General features: G+C 60.1%; 19 protein-coding genes. 9 read left to right on the top strand and 10 right to left on the bottom strand.

What is annotated here, in order from left to right:
• Positions 1 to 30: 30 nt before the first annotated feature.
• Genes gmk through J5W70_RS08195 form a run of 3 tightly spaced genes read right to left on the bottom strand, consistent with a single transcriptional unit; the run spans position 31 to position 2,803 of the window.
• Complete coding sequence (gene gmk / locus J5W70_RS08205) at positions 31 to 627, bottom strand: guanylate kinase (RefSeq protein ID WP_022397288.1); 597 nt, start codon at positions 625 to 627, stop codon at positions 31 to 33.
• Positions 628 to 632: 5 nt separating this feature from the next.
• Positions 633 to 1,508, bottom strand: a complete 876-nt coding sequence (locus tag J5W70_RS08200; protein WP_022397289.1) for a YicC/YloC family endoribonuclease — start codon at positions 1,506 to 1,508, stop codon at positions 633 to 635.
• Positions 1,509 to 1,528: 20 nt separating this feature from the next.
• Positions 1,529 to 2,803 carry a valine--pyruvate transaminase gene (locus J5W70_RS08195; protein WP_022397290.1) on the bottom strand — a complete coding sequence of 425 codons (1,275 nt, stop codon included), beginning with the start codon at positions 2,801 to 2,803 and terminating at the stop codon, positions 1,529 to 1,531.
• Positions 2,804 to 2,912: 109 nt separating this feature from the next.
• On the opposite strand from J5W70_RS08195, the gene J5W70_RS08190 reads away from it, so the two are divergent.
• The 5 genes from J5W70_RS08190 to J5W70_RS08170 all read left to right on the top strand — a co-directional run bounded on the left by J5W70_RS08190 (position 2,913) and on the right by J5W70_RS08170 (position 7,653).
• On the top strand, positions 2,913 to 3,374 hold the full coding sequence (locus J5W70_RS08190) for a hypothetical protein (protein ID WP_146018153.1): 462 nt from the start codon (positions 2,913 to 2,915) through the stop codon (positions 3,372 to 3,374).
• 20 nt (positions 3,375 to 3,394) lie between these two features.
• Positions 3,395 to 4,396 (top strand): hypothetical protein, encoded by a 1,002-nt coding sequence (locus J5W70_RS08185; RefSeq protein ID WP_022397292.1) that lies wholly within the window; start codon positions 3,395 to 3,397, stop codon positions 4,394 to 4,396.
• A 16-nt stretch (positions 4,397 to 4,412) separates the two neighbouring features.
• On the top strand, positions 4,413 to 5,435 hold the full coding sequence (locus tag J5W70_RS08180) for a thioredoxin family protein (RefSeq protein WP_022397293.1): 1,023 nt from the start codon (positions 4,413 to 4,415) through the stop codon (positions 5,433 to 5,435).
• A gap of 51 nt (positions 5,436 to 5,486) precedes the next feature.
• A complete protein-coding gene (gene zupT / locus J5W70_RS08175; RefSeq protein ID WP_022397294.1) occupies positions 5,487 to 6,299 on the top strand; it encodes a zinc transporter ZupT in 813 nt (270 codons plus the stop codon).
• Positions 6,300 to 6,399: 100 nt separating this feature from the next.
• Positions 6,400 to 7,653: a DUF805 domain-containing protein gene (locus J5W70_RS08170; protein WP_215841905.1), complete on the top strand. Its 1,254-nt coding sequence runs from the start codon at positions 6,400 to 6,402 to the stop codon at positions 7,651 to 7,653.
• A 70-nt stretch (positions 7,654 to 7,723) separates the two neighbouring features.
• Here J5W70_RS08170 and J5W70_RS08165 read toward each other — a convergent pair whose 3' ends face one another.
• On the bottom strand, positions 7,724 to 8,803 hold the full coding sequence (locus J5W70_RS08165; protein ID WP_022396132.1) for a 6-phosphofructokinase: 1,080 nt from the start codon (positions 8,801 to 8,803) through the stop codon (positions 7,724 to 7,726).
• Positions 8,804 to 8,847: 44 nt separating this feature from the next.
• Positions 8,848 to 9,819 carry a D-alanyl-D-alanine carboxypeptidase family protein gene (locus J5W70_RS08160; protein ID WP_022396133.1) on the bottom strand — a complete coding sequence of 324 codons (972 nt, stop codon included), beginning with the start codon at positions 9,817 to 9,819 and terminating at the stop codon, positions 8,848 to 8,850.
• A gap of 175 nt (positions 9,820 to 9,994) precedes the next feature.
• On the opposite strand from J5W70_RS08160, the gene J5W70_RS08155 reads away from it, so the two are divergent.
• The 3 genes from J5W70_RS08155 to pdxA all read left to right on the top strand — a co-directional run bounded on the left by J5W70_RS08155 (position 9,995) and on the right by pdxA (position 11,807).
• On the top strand, positions 9,995 to 10,405 hold the full coding sequence (locus J5W70_RS08155) for a thioredoxin domain-containing protein (RefSeq protein WP_022396134.1): 411 nt from the start codon (positions 9,995 to 9,997) through the stop codon (positions 10,403 to 10,405).
• Positions 10,406 to 10,648: 243 nt separating this feature from the next.
• The gene (locus J5W70_RS08150; RefSeq protein ID WP_022396135.1) at positions 10,649 to 10,918 is read left to right on the top strand and encodes a hypothetical protein; all 270 of its coding nucleotides are present in this window, start codon (positions 10,649 to 10,651) and stop codon (positions 10,916 to 10,918) included.
• A gap of 19 nt (positions 10,919 to 10,937) precedes the next feature.
• The gene (gene pdxA / locus J5W70_RS08145) at positions 10,938 to 11,807 is read left to right on the top strand and encodes a 4-hydroxythreonine-4-phosphate dehydrogenase PdxA (protein ID WP_022396136.1); all 870 of its coding nucleotides are present in this window, start codon (positions 10,938 to 10,940) and stop codon (positions 11,805 to 11,807) included.
• Here the strand turns inward: pdxA and J5W70_RS08140 are convergent.
• On the bottom strand, positions 11,804 to 12,826 hold the full coding sequence (locus tag J5W70_RS08140; protein WP_022396137.1) for a hypothetical protein: 1,023 nt from the start codon (positions 12,824 to 12,826) through the stop codon (positions 11,804 to 11,806). The two genes, pdxA and J5W70_RS08140, sit on opposite strands and share 4 nt — an antisense overlap.
• A 154-nt stretch (positions 12,827 to 12,980) precedes the next feature.
• Here J5W70_RS08140 and rpsF point away from each other — a divergent pair, with 154 nt between their 5' ends.
• Positions 12,981 to 13,265: a 30S ribosomal protein S6 gene (gene rpsF / locus J5W70_RS08135; protein WP_022396138.1), complete on the top strand. Its 285-nt coding sequence runs from the start codon at positions 12,981 to 12,983 to the stop codon at positions 13,263 to 13,265.
• A 122-nt stretch (positions 13,266 to 13,387) separates the two neighbouring features.
• Here the strand turns inward: rpsF and J5W70_RS08130 are convergent, their stop codons facing one another.
• The 4 genes from J5W70_RS08130 to J5W70_RS08115 all read right to left on the bottom strand — a co-directional run bounded on the left by J5W70_RS08130 (position 13,388) and on the right by J5W70_RS08115 (position 17,902).
• The gene (locus J5W70_RS08130) at positions 13,388 to 14,935 is read right to left on the bottom strand and encodes a serine hydrolase (RefSeq protein WP_102731698.1); all 1,548 of its coding nucleotides are present in this window, start codon (positions 14,933 to 14,935) and stop codon (positions 13,388 to 13,390) included.
• A 246-nt stretch (positions 14,936 to 15,181) separates the two neighbouring features.
• On the bottom strand, positions 15,182 to 15,790 hold the full coding sequence (gene hisH / locus J5W70_RS08125) for an imidazole glycerol phosphate synthase subunit HisH (protein WP_022396140.1): 609 nt from the start codon (positions 15,788 to 15,790) through the stop codon (positions 15,182 to 15,184).
• Positions 15,791 to 15,794: 4 nt separating this feature from the next.
• Positions 15,795 to 16,385: an imidazoleglycerol-phosphate dehydratase HisB gene (hisB, locus tag J5W70_RS08120; protein ID WP_022396141.1), complete on the bottom strand. Its 591-nt coding sequence runs from the start codon at positions 16,383 to 16,385 to the stop codon at positions 15,795 to 15,797.
• Between the two features lie 290 nt (positions 16,386 to 16,675).
• Positions 16,676 to 17,902: a hypothetical protein gene (locus tag J5W70_RS08115; RefSeq protein ID WP_022396142.1), complete on the bottom strand. Its 1,227-nt coding sequence runs from the start codon at positions 17,900 to 17,902 to the stop codon at positions 16,676 to 16,678.
• Positions 17,903 to 17,939: the final 37 nt, after the last annotated feature.

Below are 17,939 nucleotides of genomic sequence, written 5' to 3'. Positions count from 1 at the left end.
AGCCCCTTAAAAATCCAGCACCCGGGAGTCCTACTCCCTCATCAGCGCCACGCGCATGGACTGGCACTTGAGCAGGGCGGCAAAGGCGGCGTAGTCCGTTTCCCGGTCTGAGGAAACCAGGCAATACTGGTACCGGGGCAGGCAGGCGTCCTCCCGCGCGGCATTGCGCAGGCGCAGGGAGATCACCTCGTCTTCATCCGTCTGGCGGCCGCAAAGGCGGTTTCTCAGCTCTTCCTGAGGCACGTAGATGTAGACGTCCGTATAGCATTTGGGAAGAATGCCGTCCACGCAGGCGCGGATCTGCTCCGCCCCCTGCACGTCTATGTCCATCACCACGTTTTTCCCCTGTTCCAGAAGATTCAGGATGTCCGCCTTCAGCGTGCCGTAACGGTTGCCGTGCACCTCCGCATATTCCAGAAAGTCCCCCCGCTCCACCCTGGCGGCGAATTCGGCGGCAGTCAGGAAGTGGTAGTCCACCCCGTCAACTTCCCCGGACCTGGGACGGCGCGTCGTGCAGGAGATGCTGTACACGCACAGCCCGTTTTCCGTCGCGCGGCGGCACAAGGTCGTTTTCCCGGAACCGGAAGGCCCGGACACCACCAGCAAAGTTCCCAATGGCTGTTTCATGGCTGTTATTCGATGTTCTGAACCTGTTCCCTGATTTTTTCCAGCTCCGTCTTGGCCGCCACCACCAGATGGGCCAGCGTGGAGTCGTTCGCCTTGGCGCCGATGGTGTTGAATTCCCGGAAGATTTCCTGGCAGAGGAAGTCCAGGGGCCTGCCCGCGGGCGCGGACGAACCGCACAAGGTGCGGAACTGGTCAAAATGGGAGGAAAGGCGGGTGATTTCCTCGGAAATGTCGCACTTGTCCGCAAACAGGGCCACTTCCCGGATGATGCGTTCATCGTCCGCAGAAACGGACAGGTCGGCCTCCGCCAGACGCTTGAGCATGGCTTCCCGCAGCCTGACGGGCACGGAAGGGGCGTGCTCCGCGATGCTGAGGCGGAATTGTTCCAGCGTATCCAGCTTGCCCAGCACGTCCGCTTTCAGATTGGCTCCTTCCGCCGCGCGCATGGCGGTAAAATCTTTCAGGGCGGCCTTGAGCGCCTCTTCCACCACCGGCCAAGCCTCCTCCGGAGAAAGGGCGGCTTCCGCCGTGGAAGCGATGATTTCCAGCCGCAGCAAGTCGGACGCCTGGAGGGGCATGGGCTGCCCGGCCAGGTCAGCCGCGCGGTTCAGCAGCCCCGCGAGGGAGGCCAGCTTGTTTTCATCAAGCTGGAGGGAGCCGTCCGCTTCCGCCAGCCGTTCCACGGAGACGGAGACGCCCACGCGGCCGCGTGATACGGCCCCCTGGACGATGGAGCGCACGGGGGCGTCCCATTCCGCATAGCTGCGCGGCACGTTGACGGCAATTTCCGTCTGTTTGCGGTTTACGCCTGATATTTCAACAAGGATGTTGTAACGGTCTGTCTGGGCAACGGCTCTGCCGAAGCCGGTCATGCTGTTCATGGTTACGGGTCAGATTTAGGTTAAGAATGGGAGTAGGCCTTCTTCACCTCGTCCGCCACGATGGAAAGCCCCTTGCGCAGGAGTTCCTCCGTCTGGGTGAAGCTGATGCGGATGCATTCATGCCGGTGCGGCCAGGGTTCCCCCTCCTCCGGAAGGGCGAAGAAGAAGTGGTGGCCGGGATTCACAAAACATCCCCGGGCCTTGCACCGTTCGTAGAGTTCCTGGCACGTGATGGGAAGCCCCTCGAACCACAGCCACAGGAACATGGCGCCTTCACTCTTGTGGACGCGCCACGGGATGGATTCTCCGAAGAGTTCCGGCAGCAGGGACAGGGCGAATTCCGCCTGTCCGCGGTAAAACGGCGTGAGGGTTTCACGGCAGACGCGCTCCAGCGTGCCGTCTTCCAGATAGGGCGTTACCAGCGCCTGGCCCAGGTTGTTCGGGCACAGGGAGGAGGTGGTCACCATGCTGACCACGGCCCGGATGACGTCCGGGCGCGCAATCACGATGCCGGTGCGCGTGCCGGGCAGACCGATTTTGGAAAGGCTCATGGTCAGGATCATGTTTTCATCCCAGGCCGGCTTCACGGGCACAAAGCAGATGTTGGGCAGCGGCGGTCCGTAGGCGTTGTCAATCATCAGGGGCACCCCGGCGCGGGACGCCATCTCCCGCAGGCGGTCCAGCTCCTCATCCGTCACCACGTTGCCGGTGGGGTTCGTAGGGCGGGACATGCAGACGGCGGCCGTTTCCGGGCGTATGTCCAGGCGGTCAAAGTCAATCACGTACTTGAACGTATGGCCGTCCAGCATGCGGATGCCGGGCCGGATGCCCCGGAACATCACGCCCCCGCACAGGGACTGGGACTGGTAGCCCACATAATCCGGGCACAGCGGAAAAAGGATTTCACGCATGCCTCCGCCCGGGCAAGGCCCCGCGAGCATGTTGAACAGCGTGAAGCAGGCCATCTGGCCGCCCTGGGTGATCGCCACGTTCTCCGGCGCCAGGTTCCAGCCGCAGCGTTCATTGAGAAAACGGACCAGCGCGCGAATGAAGGCGGGGTCACCGCCCGGATGGGCGTAATGGCCCACCAGCACGTCAAACTTTCCATTCCGCACCAGCTCCGCCATGCTGCGGCGCCAGAGTTCCGTCACCTCAGGAATGACGGCGGGGCTCCCACCGTTCAACTGGCACAGGCCTGTTTCCTCCGAATGGAGGGCCTTGAACAAATCCTCCATCAAATCATCAATACCCGTTCTGGCCGTCAGGTGGCCTCCAATCTCCGATAATTGCATCATGCCGCGGGCATTGTAGCCGCATGCGCGTTTTATGCGAGAAAAATCATTGTTCCGCAGGGCGCATGAACAGTTTGACTTTCCCCCCCCGTTAATGTTCATAATCCCCGGCATGTTCAATATCGTGCGATTCACCAGGCGTACCTGTCCGGCGCTGGCCCTTGCGCTGGCCCTCACCTCGTGCGACAGCGGTACGAATGAAGCCCTTACCTCCTTTATTACGGGAAATTCCTCCTCGGAACACCAGCAGCTCCAGGCCCAGCTCCAGCAGGCGAAGGACGCCCTGGCCCAGATAGACCAGGAAATCAGCCGCGCGGAATCCCACGACGCCCGCGTGAACTACAATCTTCAAAAACGGCTTTCCACCCCGGGAAAAGTCACCACGCCTTTCACGGTGAAGGATATTGACATTCTGCCCTCCAAGCGCCGCGACTTCGAGCACCTGTGCTTTGACATTGAAGACATGCGCAAGACGCTGGCTCAGCGCAAGCAGGAGTTCCACGCCCTGCAATACCAGTATAACGCGTATGCCGCCAAACTGGCCGAATTCAAGCAGTCCCACCCGGTAGATTAACCCCACCCCCCACGTAACCCATGACTGACTCACCTTCCCCCAAGCAGCCGTCCGACGAGGCCCTCCCTCCTTCCGAAGACGAAACCCGCTTCGCCCCCAGGGAGAACGGCGAAGAACACAAGGACGGAACCTCCGCCCCTGCGGCTAAAAAACGCCTGAAAACCTCCCTGGACGTTGTGTCCGAACACGCCGCGGAAGAAGAATCGGCCCGGCAGGAAGACGCCGAACGGAAAGCCAGGGGAGACGCCCTTTTCTGGAATCTGTGCCTTGGGCTGTTCGCCCTCATCGTCATCGGGGCCGGCTACATCGTTTATGAAAAATTCTCCCAGCTCCCGGACCCGGTCAAAGACGCGCGGGAGGCGCTGGAGGCCAATCACTCCCAGCTCCTGAAAAAGCAGGTACAGCTCATGGAAATACGGAACAGGACCGCCCCCAAGGAACAGCTCCTCGGCCTGCTGGACATTTTTGAACATACGGCATCCGATCTGGAAGAGACGCAGAAGTCCATTGAGAAGGAGAAAATGCGCGTGGCCGGCATCCGGGGGGAAATCCGCTCCTACTTTGAACGCTACCGCCAGGACGCCAGGGCCAAGGCCCGCGGCCGCAAATTCGACATCCTCAGAACATCCCATTCCGGCAAAACCTACCTGAACGTGGAAATCACCCGCGTGGAAAATGAATTCGTGCGCATCATGCACGAACAGGGGAGCACCTCCATTCCGGCCGGAGACCTCCCGGACGACATCCGGGAAATGCTGGCCTACGGCGACCCCCTGAACATCACGGCCATGAACCAGACGGACGCCTCCCTTCAGGCCCCCGTGATCCGCCGGGCGCCTTCTCCGGCTCCGGCTCCCTCCCCCGCTCCACAGTCCCCCAAAAAGAAAGTGGTGGTGGAGGACCTGGACCCGCCCGCCGGAAAGCCGCAAATTGAAACGCCCACACACACGGGAGATTCGGACGGATCCTCTTCCGGGAACATGTGGGTTCCTCCCGCCCATTCTCCGCTGCCCCCCATGTAACAATCATCTCCATATTATGAAAACACTCATATTACCCCTCGTGGCCGCGCTCCTTGCCGGAGTCGCCGGAGCTTCCGAAGCCTGGAGCACCAACCCCGCAGAGGCCATGCAGCAGGCCGCCGCCCGGAAAAAGGGCGTGATGCTGGAATTCACCGGTTCCGACTGGTGCGGAGCCTGCACCATGCAGAAAAAGCAGGCCCTTTCCCTCCCCAAAGTGCAGGAAGACATCGCCCGCTCCTTCATTCCCGTGGAACTGGACTACCCGCGTAAAAAGCAGCAGGACGAACAGACAAAAGCTTCTCTGGAAACCTACAAGAAATCCTACGGCATCACCGGATTCCCCACGCTGGTGTTTGCGGACGCCCAGGGGCGCCCCGTCCATACCGTCGTAGGCTACTCCAATCCGGACCAGGTCATGCAGGATACGGAAAAGGCGGCGGAAGCCCTCAAAACGCAGCAGGCCCTGACGGCCAAACTGGCGGGACAGCTTACAGAGCAAGAGCGCCGGGACGCCCTGGTCCAGCTGCTGAACACGGTTCCCCAGTCCAGCATCCGCACCTTCTATAAGCCGGCTCTGGAAGAACTGGCGAAACTGGATCCGCAGGATGCTTCCGGCATCCGCGCCAAACTGAACAGGAAAGAGCTGCTCAATACCCAGAGAGAGGAATTGGCCGATACGTTCCGGCAGAAAAACGTCCACATCCTGGCGGAGCAAAAGCCTGACGAAGCCCTTTCCATCATGGACGGCTACCTGAAGAAGGACGGGCTGCTTCCGGAAGTCAAACAGGCTGTCCTCATGCAAGAGGTGAACCTGCTCATGCAGCAAAACAGGGTGAATGAACTGGAACGGCCCCTTAAAGAAGCCATTGCGCTTCTTCCGGACAGCTTTGAAGGAAAAAGGTGCAGCAGGCTTCTGGAAAAACTGCCCGAAATCAAGAAGGAACGGGGCCAGCTGAAGCCGGGCGAAGAGCCCCCGCTTCCCCCCGGAGCCATCCGGGCCACTAAAATGATCGTTCCTCCGGCGCCCGCGAAAAAATAACCTATTTTTTCCTGCCGGGTACCGGGTTCTCCCTGCCCGGCAGGTCCGCACATGGACCTTTCCGCCAACCACATCCTCGTCGTCTTCCTGCTCACTACGCTGGCCGGTCTCGCCACCGGCATAGGGGGCTTCATCGCCTTCTTCATGAAGAGGACGGATACGAAGACGCTTACCTTTTCCCTGGGGTTTTCCGGCGGGGTGATGGTGTACATTTCCCTGGTGGAACTGCTGGGAGAGGCGCAGCACCGGCTGATGGAATTTGAAGGTCACACGGCAGGCGCATGGATTGCCATTGCCTCCTTCTTCGGAGGCATTGCCGTGGCGGCCCTGATTGACTACCTGGTGCCGGAAGACGAAAACCCGCACGAAGCGCGCGGCCCGGAAGACATCCACGGGCAGGGCAGCGGGGAATTTTCCTCCTCCAAAATCAAAAGGTCCGGCATCCTGTTCGCGCTGGCCATCGGCATCCACAACTTTCCGGAAGGGGTCGCCACCTTCGCCGCCGGGCTGGACTCCCTGACGCTGGGCACGTCCATCGCCCTGGCCGTAGCCGTCCACAACATTCCGGAAGGGATTGCCGTGGCGGTGCCTCTTTACTACGGTACGGGCAACCGTAAAAAAGCCCTCTTCTATTCCTTCCTCTCCGGCCTGGCGGAACCGGTGGGCGCGGCCATCGCCATGCTCTTCCTGTTCCACTTCCTCACCCCCACCGTGCTGGCCATCCTCTTCGCTTCCGTGGCGGGCATCATGGTCTTCATATCCTTTGACGAGCTGCTGCCCATGGCGGAACGCTGGGGGCACCACCACATTTCCATCATGGGCATCATTGCCGGGATGCTGCTGATGGCGGTTGTCCTGATCTGACCGGCCCTGCTGCGGGAAAGAAATTTTCCGTGTCCTGGATGCGGGCATATTGAGCATTTCCCGGCGTCAGGGGGTCTAAACGGAAACCCCCTTCTCATCCATGCCGGACTCCCCTGCTACCCCTGCTACCCCTGCTACCCCTGCTACCCCTGCTACCCCTGCTACCCCTGCTACCCCTGCTACCCCTGCTACCCCTGCTACCCCTGCTACCCCTGCTACTCCTGCTACTCCTGCTACTCCTGCTACTCCTGCTACTCCTGCTACTCCTGCTTCTCCTGCCGTTTCCGCCGCTCCACAGTCATCTTCCTCCCCTTCCCCCCTTTCCTGCTGGAAAAAAGGCTTCCGCCGTTATGCGGATTTCCGGGGCTGCACTTCCCGGGCGGAATTCTGGTGGTTCATGGCTCTTCCCCTCCTGGCCCTGATTCCGGCCCTGGCAGGCTACATCCTGACGGACTGGCTGCACATTCCGGATACAAGGCTGAGCGTTTACGGGGACGCCCTGACCATCCTCCTGTGGGCAGCCCTGATAGTTCCCTGCGCGGCGGCGGCATTCAGACGCCTGCATGATACGGGCAGGAGCGGCCTCTGGATTCTTTCCGTGCTGCTTCCCTTCGGCCTGGGGCACCTGATTTTTTTCTACCTGACGCTGGGAGAAAGCAAGACGGACGGCAACAAGTACTGCCGCCGCGCGGGCGCACAGCCGGCAAACGCCTCCGTTACTCCCGGAGAACGGAAAAAGCCGCCTTTCACGCCGTTTTACCTTTACTGGCTCATCAGCCTGCGGAAGCTGACCACGGTGGCCGGGCGCGCCTCACGGGCGGAATTCTGGTCCTTCTTCCTCCTTTCCGTCCTCCTGTTCCTGCCGCTGGGCTACAGCATGATAGACGTGGACAGCAACCCGCTGGGCTTTTACGTCTCCCCGTCCCGCCAAATCCTGCTGTACGCCGCCCACCCGCAGGATACCCTGATCCTGCTGGCGCACGCCTGCTTTAACCCCACCTTTTACTTTTTCTACCAGTCCGGAGAGCTGAGCATGCTTTCCCTGGAGCTTCTGGCGGCTGTGGCGGGGCTCAACATCCTGTTCAACCTGCCGGTGGCCGTGCGCCGCCTGCATGACAGCAGCCTGAGCGGAAAATTCATCCTGATTCCCATCCTCATTTTCATCGTTACCTTCCTGCTGATTTTCCTGCTGCGCCTGATTCCGGAGGACATGACGCCCTACCTGGGCTATCTGGGGATGGCCTCCAGCCTGATGGACCTGTTTTCCATCCTCTTCCTGTCCATGATGCTGCTTAAAAGCTCTCCCGGTCCCAATGAATATGGCGTGCTTCCGCAAAAAATAACCGTATCCTGATTCCAGGATACGGTTGAAAAACAGTCAACGCCGCAGGAGGCCGCGTTGTTCGCCTGCAAACGGGGGAACGTCAGTCCCCGAAGCATACGCCCAGGTCGCGCGCCGTGCGCACCAGCTGGCAGTCGGGGTCCACCAGCTTCAGGGTTTTCACGGCTTCCTCAATGGGCACGGCAGTCATCTGCGTTCCCCGGAGGGCAACCATGCAGCTGAACTTGCGCTTTTCCACCAGCTCCACGGCGTAACTGCCGAACCGCACGCCCAGAATACGGTCATAGGCGCAGGGGGAACCGCCGCGCTGGATATGGCCCAGCACGCAGGAACGCGTTTCAATTCCCGTGGCTTCCTCCAGTTTCTTGGAGATCACCTTGCCGATGCCTCCCAGGCGCACTTCCCCCTGGGTCTTTTCATCCAGCAGCACCAGTTCGTCCGCCAGGCGGGCGCCTTCAGAGACCACTACCAGGATTTCCCGCTGCCCGGCCGCCTTGCGGTCCTTGATGCATTTCACCACGTTTTCAATGGAGAAGGGAATTTCCGGCAGCAGGATCACATCCGCGCTTCCGGCGATGCCGCCTTCCAGGGCAATCCACCCCGCATGCCGCCCCATCACTTCCACCACCATCATGCGCTGGTGCGCGTTTGCGGTGGTTTCCAGGCGGTCCAGGGATTCGGAGACGATGGAAACGGCGCTGTAGAAGCCGAAGGTGACATCGGTCGCGCCCAGGTCGTTGTCAATGGTCTTGGGCACCCCTACCACGGGAAGGCCTATTTCAGAAAGCAGCAGAGCTGTGGACTGGGAGCCGTCTCCGCCCACGACGATCAGGGCGTCCAGGCCCAGCCGCCGGATGGTGGCCTTGGTCTTTTCCAGCACGGCGGGTTCAATCGCCCCCTTCTGGTCCACGCCTACCTTGATGGCGAAGTTCCCCTTGTTCACGGTTCCCAGGATGGTGCCGCCCTTGGCGCGCAAGCCGCGGCAGCAGACAGGAGTCAGCCATTCAAACCGTTCATTGCCTTCCTCGGACAGAAGCCCTTCAAAACCGTCGTAAAAACCGACAACGTTCCAGCCGCGGCGGGAAGCCGCGCCTACCACACCTTCAATGACTGCATTCAACCCGGGAGAGTCACCCCCGCTATTCAAAACACCGATGTTCATATTCGGTGCCTCTTATAGCAGAAAATTCCGGGGCCGTCTACTTCCTATCTCTTTTCTGTACCAGATTTCACGGGAAGCTGGACAAACTCCTTGGGATCCTTCATGTCCATGCCGGAAGCCTGCCAGTTTTCCCACACCCGCCAGCCGGTGGTCATCATCTGCTTGGCCAGGGGATAGCGGTTCGCAGAGCCGAGCACCACAATAATCATGCGCTGCGGGTAAATCACCTCCGTCCCCGTCTGGGGGCTGCGGCGGGAGATGGCGTTGCGCGTCACGCTGAGCAGCAGGCAGGGGCCGGCGGCGCGGGAGGTTCCCGCCTTGATGCCGTCCACGCCGGGAGAGCTCATGAGCTTGTTGTTGTTGGAAATATCATACATCGTCCTGCCCTTGGTCTGGGACTGCACCTCAATGCGGCGGCTCGCCTGGGAAACGATGTAGCAGAAGGCCGGGTTCTGCATGCTGTAAACGCCCAGCAGGGCCATGTCCAGCGCGCAGGAGGTGGAAACGGAGTTGCCCGCGTCCAGGCCGTGGGGAGCGGTGAAGCGCGTCTTGGCCATCCTCAGGGAACGGGCCAGGTTGTTCATTTCCGTCACGAAGGCGGCAATGGGTGAGCCGCCGCCCCGGCGGGACACCAGGTCACGGCCCACAAAGGAGGCGATGGTCAGGGCGGACACGTTGTCCGAGCCCAGCAGGGTGGAATACAGCGCGTCCCGGAGCGTCAGGCGGTCTCCCGGCTGGAGATCCATGGGATTTCCGGCGCGGAGGCCGAAGGCTTCCTGCGGCACGGCGATGAAGGTGTCCAGCGGCAGGCGCGTGCGGGCCACCCAGTCCAGCGTCACCATGGCGGTAGCTACCTGGGAGAGGCTGGCTACGGGCCGTTTTGCTTCCGCGTTGGAACTGAAAAGGAGTTTGCCGGAATTGGCCTCAATGGCGATGTAACTGGGCCGTTCCTGCGCCTGGGCGGAGAACTGGAATACACAGACCAGGGTCAAGAGGAATAGAGATAGCTTTTTCATGGCGGGACCGGCGGGATAGTGCCCGTTCCCCCCACGTTTGAAAAGTCTAAAATATTTTCCGTACAACACTTATATGTCATGACACGGAAAAACGCATTGACCTTTCGGCTCCTATCCTATTTGTTGGAGGAAGCCGTTTCCCGCAAACGGAAGCAGTCCGGACATCCCCACCGCCATGACCAGCATTCAATTTTTTTACAACCGGGACTTTCCGGGAAACGCCCTGCGCTCCAACGCCCGCCAGGCGCTGGACCGTCTGGGCATGAAACCGGAGATGCGGGAAACGGAAGCCGCGCCGGAGCAGGTCGGCGCTCCGCTTCCCGCCCTCGCCATTGACGGGGAGATCGTCGTTTCCGGCGTGGAGCCCTCCGTGCGCGAGCTGGAAATCCTCTTTGAAGACCACGCGCAGGAAGGGGAGGAAGATTCCGCCTGCGGCGCGTGCGGCATGGAGTGCGGCGGCGTGAACGGCACGGAGCATTGCCCCATGTGCGGCCAGCACGGGGAAGGCGGCAGCGTGGCGGGCAGGATTATCGGCTTCGTGATCCTGCTCATTATTCTGTTCCTTGCGGTTAAAATACTGTCCTGAATCTTTCCACGCCGCCTTCGTCTTCCCTCTTTTTACAGCTGCCCCACGCGCCGGGATTGAGCCGGCATGCGCCGGCGCAGTCGCCGCTCTGCTTCTGGCGCCTTCTTTCTGCGCCGCCGCCCCTTCCGGAAATGGGCGTGCGCAGCGGCGGAGTTTTACGTGGCCGTTTACGGCGTTTCCAGCCCATGCAGGCGGTCTTGATAATTTCTTGAATTCCCCTTTCCGTCAGGACACAGTAACGGCATGCGCTCCTTCTTCGGTTCCATTCTCCTGATTCTGGTGCTGGCCGCCCTTGGCGCCACCATTTACTACCACTGGTCCACCAACTCCCACCTGGAGTTCGAACTCCGCAACCCTGACGAACCGGAAAAAACCACCCAGGTCATCAACATGGAGAAGCGGGCTGCCGCCCTCCAGGCGGCCCCGGCGGCAGAAGCCCCTGCTCCCGCTGCCCCCCCTGCGGAAGAAGTTCCGGCTCCCGCCGCGGGGATACCGGAAGCCACGGAATTGTAAGGGCGCCACTTTCCACACCATGAAACCGGTTATCGGATACACGCTGGGCGACCAGTCAGGCATAGGCCCGGAAGTCATCTCCGCAGCTCTTGCCTCCGGAGAGCTCCCGGAAGGGGCGGAATACCGCCTCATCGGCAAGAGGGTGCAGGTCCGCATCGGCAGGCCGAATGCGGAATCCGCCAAGCACGCCTTTGACCATCTGGAACAGGCGGCCCATGCCCTGCGGGAAGGAACGGTTGACGCCGTCGTCACCGCGCCCGTCTGCAAGGAAACCCTGCACGAGGCAGGCTTCCGCTGGCCGGGACAGACGGAATTCTTCGCGGAACGCCTGGATACGGACAATTACGCCATGTGCCTGACCGGAAAACGGCTGACGGTGGGCCTGGCCACCATCCACACGTCCCTTCAAAGCGTGCCGTCCCTGCTGAACACGGAGGAACTGGTCCGCATCGGAACCCTGTTGAAAAATTTCTGCCTCCGCAAGGGAATCCTCCGCCCGCGCATCGCCCTGGCGGCCCTGAACCCCCACGCCGGGGAACACGGCGCCTTCGGCGACGAGGACGGAACTATTATTGCCCCGGCCGTAGAACGGCTGGGGGCCATTCATCCGGACGCGGAATTTGACGGTCCGTCCGTTCCGGACTGCGTGTACCGGGACGCCGTGGAAGGGAACTATGACGCCGTGCTGGCCCCATACCATGACCAGGGGCTGATTCCGCTGAAACTGGTGGACTTCCATACCGCCGTGAATGTCACGCTGGGCCTTCCCCGTCCCCGGCTGAGCCCGGACCACGGAACCGCCTTCAACCTGGCGGGCGCCGGAAAGGCCAATCCGTCCAGCACCATCCACGCCTTCCAGCTGGCCGTAAGGATGGCGCAGACGCGTTAACGCCCCTCTTCTTTCCGGAGTTTTTTCCGCCACACCTCTGCCACCCGTTCCGAGGCTGAAACCCAATACCGGAAGGTTTCTTCCATCAGGGGATCACTTTCCTCCCTTTCTCCTTTATTCCACAAAAGCAGAGCAATCGTTAACAGATCTGCGGCGGAACGTTCCAAGGCTTCCCTGTCATGCTCCCTCTTTTGGAACCAGCACCATTGTTCAGGCGTCAGGGCCGGAAGCCTGGAAAACCTTTCCGCCATCTCCACCTGCCGGTCTGCATAACACCGGATTAACAAAAAACGCCTCTCACGGGAAATCCGGGGAACCGTATCCGTCAACAACCCCAGAACTTCGCCACTCCAGCACCGTTGCAGCGTTTCTTCCAGACTGCCGTTAACCAGCGGGTCGTGATCTATCTTATAAGACAGGGAAGATTCAGGATTCAACTTCCAGGCCAGCAGCTTTTCATAGGAGTCTCCCTCCGGGGATGACGGCAGAGGCAGTTCCGCCTGCGCGATGAAATCATCCAGGGAGTCTATCGCCGTCTTGGACGCCCACATCATCCTGCGCAGCGCAGAAAATCCCTCTTCCGCCTCCTCATGGGTAATGACGCCGTCATCCTCCAATTCCGATAAGGAAACTATCTCCTCCTTTTTTTCCCGTTTCCTGCTTTCCGCCATTTTTCTGAACAACTGCACATCCACGTCAGCCACACGGCACCACTCCTGCGTGGTAGGGGGTCCGGACATGAACGCCTCCCGCCACGCCTTTTCCATCCGGTCAGCCTCCCGGTTCAATTCCTTGACCACTTTTTTGCAGGAGGAGGAATCCTTCACCTGGCTGCCAATCGTCCCCAGAGCCCTGGTAAACGTTTCATCCCCCACCACATCCACCATCCGGACGCCGGAACGGGCGCTCCCGCAGCAGAGGAATCCGGCAAGAAGCGCCATGCAGAACAATTTCACCATGAACGGATGATTGGCAACCGTACGGGAAAAGTCAATCTCTTCCGTTGCCGCGTTCCCCATTCTTTCCTTCCCCGACGGGAATAAAATGCAGGAAACGGCATCTTCCCGGAAACAAGGTAAAAAATAGGCTTGCTTTCTGAAGACAATCATTGCACCTTACTTGCCCGCAAGGTGCGCACCGTTCGCACGACACATTTCTAATTATCACAAGACCATGAGAAATTACGAAGCTCTTATCGTATTCAACATGAAGGGTACGGAAACCCCCGTTGAGGAGTTGATCAATACCGTAGCCGCCACGATGAAGGAAGAAGGCGCCGACATCACCGCCACGGAAAACACCGGCCGCCGCGAATTCGCTTACGAATCCAACCACCTTTCCGCCGGCCAGTACGTGACCTACACGTTCTCTGCGGAACCTTCCGCCATCAAGACCATCCGCGAACGCCTTCGCCTGAATCCCCAGATTCACCTTCAGTACTACAAGGTGCTCGGCTAAAGCCGGCCCATGCGGACGAAGCATCCGCTCCTTGCCTTTTTTCAAAAAGAACCGCCTCCCTAAAGGGGCGGTTCTTTTCTTATGGCCTGTTCCTTCCGTGCACGGAAGCAGGGAAGCCTTGTTCAGTAAACGTTTGCCGCCCTGGAGGCAATGTTCCTCAGCAGCTGGCGGATGGGGGCAACAGGAGGCAGATTTTCCACGCCGTATGCCCTGGCAATTTTTTCCATGTGGGGAAAGCTGATCCAGGTGCTGCCCTCCTTATCCTCCCATACGGCAATGCGCAGAGGCAGTTCCGTGGCAATGCCCGGGTTTTCCAGCATCAGGTTGGTGCCTACCTTGGGAGAGCCGAAGATGACGACCTTGGAGGGGGGCATTTCCAGTCCGGCTTCACGGGCGTTCTTACCGTGGTCAATCCTGGCAAAGACGGGAATGGATTTTTCCGCCAGAATTTTTTCAATGCGCTCCATGGTTTCGTCCACGCCGAAGACGCTTTCATAAAGATACAGGGAATCGTCGTCCAGATGGCCGGAGCCCAGCTTGGGATCCAGCGCCCCGGCGATGCGGCGCGCCAGATTGGTCAGGTCCACGCCCTCCTTGTTCGCCGTCAGCGTCACGCACACGAGTTCGGACGGGTCCGTGAACCGGCAGATGTAGGAGGAGAAGCCGGGAACGCCGCCTTTAATATCCATCAGGCCCTTGTGGTGAGGGAACTGCCAGCCGGCCATGGCCGGAACGATTTTCCCGTTGTCCAGCCGGATGGGCTTGTAAATCATGTCCCGGTGCTTTTCATCCTTCACCAGGATGGAGCCCGCCAGGCAAATGTCCCAGAAGCTGATTTCCTGCGGCGTGGACCAGATGTCCGAAAAACCGCGCAGGGAAGAGCGCGCGGGCGGCGGAACGGATTTAACGGCGCCGTCCTTTACCGCATAGCCCGCCGCCGTTTCCGCCGGGTCCACATATTCCACACGGGATTTGAACAGGGAATGCCTGTTGCCGTGTTCGCGCACGTTGTCCTGCTGCACGGCTCCCAGATCCTTCCCGAACATGGTGTGCTGGAGGCCCAGCGGCTGGAACTGGTTTTCCCGGACGAATTCCTCATAAGGCATGCCCGCCACCGCATCAATGACCATGGACAGAAGCAGGAAGTTCGTGGCGCTCTGGCGCACGTCCGTTCCGGAGGGGAATTCCAGATCGTTCAGCCTGACCAGGGAAAGGAGTTCCGCCGGATCATAATCCCGGCCTATATCGAACTGGGGGGATTTCCTGTAGTCCGGAATGCCGGAGGAATGCTGAAGAAGCTGGAGCACGGAGACATTCTGCCAGGCTTCCGGCAGGCCGGCCACATAGCGGGACACCTTGTCATGGATGTCCATTTTGCCCTTTTCCACGAGCTGGAAGGCGGCAATGGCGGCATATCCCTGGGAGATTTCCGCCGCAGGCCACAAGGTATTGGTGGAAGACAGCAGGCCCGTTTCCGCATTGGACAAGCCGTATCCTACCACGCGGGGAATGTAGGGGGCCTGGACAATCGCAAGGGTCATGCCGGGAATTTTTTCCTCCTGCATGAAGTCGTAAATCAACTGGTCCATGGACTGCCCAAGGTACTCTACCCTGGAATTTCCGCGGCCCTGGGCCGGGAGCTGGATGGTTGCAGATTCTTGAGCGGACATTTTGGTGGGGATGTTATTTGCATGTGCGGGAAGGCCGCCCAGCATGCACGCGCATGCGAGAATCCCTCCTGTTAACCTGAATGATTTATTCATGGGTGTCTTTTTATAAGACCGCATTCCGCGCATACGGTTCATTCAATTTGTCATCACTATCCCCAAAATAACGCAAAGGCGGGAGAATGCAATCCTCCCCTGCCCCGTCCTCCAGGAAAAGGGCCCTCCCGTCCCGGTTCCGTGATTTGCGGGCTACAGGGAAACGAAGTTTTCCAGCAGCTTCACGCCCAGTTTCTGGCTTTTTTCCGGGTGGAACTGCGTGGCGACCAGGTTGCCGCGCCTGATGGCGGCGGCAAAACGCACGCCGTAGGTGCAGAAGGCGGCCGCCAGGGATTCATCCTCCGGCTGCGGATAATAGGAGTGCACAAAGTAGAAGTACGGCTCCGGCCCCATGCCTTTCCAGATGGGATCGGCGGGATTGGAAAGAGTCAGGCTGTTCCATCCCATGTGGGGCACCTTGAGTTCCGATTCCGCAAAACGGACCACGCGGCCCTTGAAGATGCCCAGTCCGGGCACCTGTTCGTCTTCCTCCCCGGTTTCAAAGAGAACCTGGTAGCCCACGCAGATGCCCAGAAAAGGCTTGTCCTGCCCTATCCACGTCCGGATCAGCGGCACCAGCTCCTGGCTGCGCAGCTTTTCCGCGCAGTCGCCGAAGGCGCCCACACCGGGAAGAACCAGATGGGTCACGCCTGCCGCATCCTCCGGCGTGCGGACCAGATGGCCAGTCACGCCGGCAGCCTCAAAGGTGTTCAGCACGCTGCGGAGGTTGCCCGCGCCGTAATCAATCACGCCGAGCTTCATGGACTTACAGCATTCCCTTGGTTGAAGGCAGCGTCCCGGCGGCACGCGGGTCAATGGCCGCGGCCTGCCGCAGCGCATGGGCGATGCCCTTGAAGACGGATTCCGCAATATGGTGGCCGTCCCTGCCGTAGAGCACTTCCACATGCAGGTTGCAGCGCAGGTTGTTGGCCAGGGCGCGGCAGAATTCCTCGCACAGGGTCAGCGGAAAGTTGGGCGCGTCCGGAAGGCCCCCTTCCGGAATGCGGAAGACCACATACGAGCGGTTGCTCAGGTCCATCACCACGCGCGTAAGGGTTTCATCCATGGGCAGGTAGGAACAGCCGTAGCGCGCAATTCCCTTCTTGTCCCCCAGGGCGTTCTTGATGCATTCCCCCAGAACGATTCCTACGTCCTCCACCGTGTGGTGGGCGTCCACCTCCAGGTCGCCGCGGGCCTGGAGGGTCAGGTCCATCAGGGAATGGCGAGCCAGCAAATCCAGCATGTGGTCAAAAAACGCATGGCCCGTGGCGACGGCGGCGCACCCGGTGCCGTCCAGGTTCAGTTCCATGCTGATGTCCGTTTCACCGGTGACCCGTTTGCAAGAAGCGTTCCTCATGTGACTCTTCTATACCGAAGCCGCGGCGGAAGAAAGCAGGAAATACCGCATGGGGTAAGATTTGCCCGCTTTTCCGCGCAAAAAACCGCATGGCCCAGTAATAGGGCCATGCCACCGGAGCCCCCTCCATCAGAAGAATTCCAGGAGGCTTTTATATTAAACAACACGGGGTAAATGGACTAAACAGGCCCGACGGACAGAATGGGTCCAGCTTTACTTGATCCATCCTGTCCATGAAGGCCATTTCTGCGGCGCTCCCCGGAGGGTCTTTTCTCCGGGAAACAGCCGGATTATTTTTTCCTGGCCTTGGCAGCGGCAGCCCGTTCCTCCTGGCGCTTCTTGTCCCGGTCTTCACGGGCCTTGCGCGCCGCTTCCGCACGTTCCGCGCGTTCGCGGGCACGCTGTTCCTGCAGGCCCGCGCGCACCGTCTCCGTCAGTTCCTCATAGTATTCCCTGGGAACCTGGGCGGTGCGGACTTCCGTCAGGGCCTCCATGGCCTCGTCAAATTTCTTCTCGTCACACAGGTTCCAGGCCTTTTCCAGTGCGGCAGAGCCAGCCCCGTTTTCCGGGTCCTGGTTTTTCAGGCGTTCCGCATCCGTAGCGGCCACCAGCTTGACGTCCCTCATGGCTTCCAGGGAGCCGGCCGCAGGTTCAAACCACCGGTCCCCGCGCTCCTTGACCTTCTTGCGCAAGGCCCGGTGCACTTCCGTGAGCTGGTTTTCACGCTCCCGGATGGCGGTCTGCCTTTTCTGGAAAGCGTCCATCAGGAGCTGGCGCTGCTCTTTCGTCAGCTTGGGGTCTCCGCGGCGCTTTTCCTCTTCCTTTCTCAAGGTTTCACGTTCCTTTTCCAGGGCTTTTTCCTTGGCGGCTATCATGACCTCCAGCTTGCGGTTAAGCTGGCCGGCGATTCTGGAGGCATCCGGATAGGCGTCCGCCAAAGCGGCGGAGCCGGGGTAGCCGTCACGCAGGCGGTCGTACACAGCCATGGCCTGATAGGGATTGCGCACGGCAAGCGCCTTGAAGCGCTTCAACAGCTTATTGGCCTCATGGTCATATTTGGTGCGCACGGTCACTTCCGCCTCCTCCTTGGCTTCCTGGGCGGCCTGGGCTCCTTCCACCAGCTTCTTCTCCTCCAGCAGAACCACCACCCTGGCCCTGGCCTTGACGGCGGCGTCATGGGCAAGCCCCTGGGGATTCTTCTTGATGGTCTTGTCCAGGTCCGCCAGAGCGCTTTCCAGGTCCTTGGCGTTCATGGTTTCCGGCTTGGCGTACGTCTTGTTGATCTTGGCGGCCTCCAGTTCATCCGGAGTCGCCTTCTTGATGGATTCAATCAGTTCCCTTTTAACGGTCACGGAATCCTTGATCCCGCCGGCTACGGGGACCAGGAGGCTGACGCTTTCCGGCGTTTCCACCTCCACGGTGCAATCCTTGTAAACGGTTCCATCCTTGAGTTTTACTTCATCCGCCGCGGCAAGCGGAACGAGTGCGGTCAACGCCAATATGAGGGACTTGTTCATAAATCTAAGGCTTTTTTCCAGAGTAATCTGACGAATA

Source organism: Akkermansia massiliensis, assembly GCF_018847375.1.
Lineage (GTDB): Bacteria > Verrucomicrobiota > Verrucomicrobiia > Verrucomicrobiales > Akkermansiaceae > Akkermansia > Akkermansia massiliensis.
This window is presented reverse-complemented; position numbering and strand designations above follow the sequence as displayed.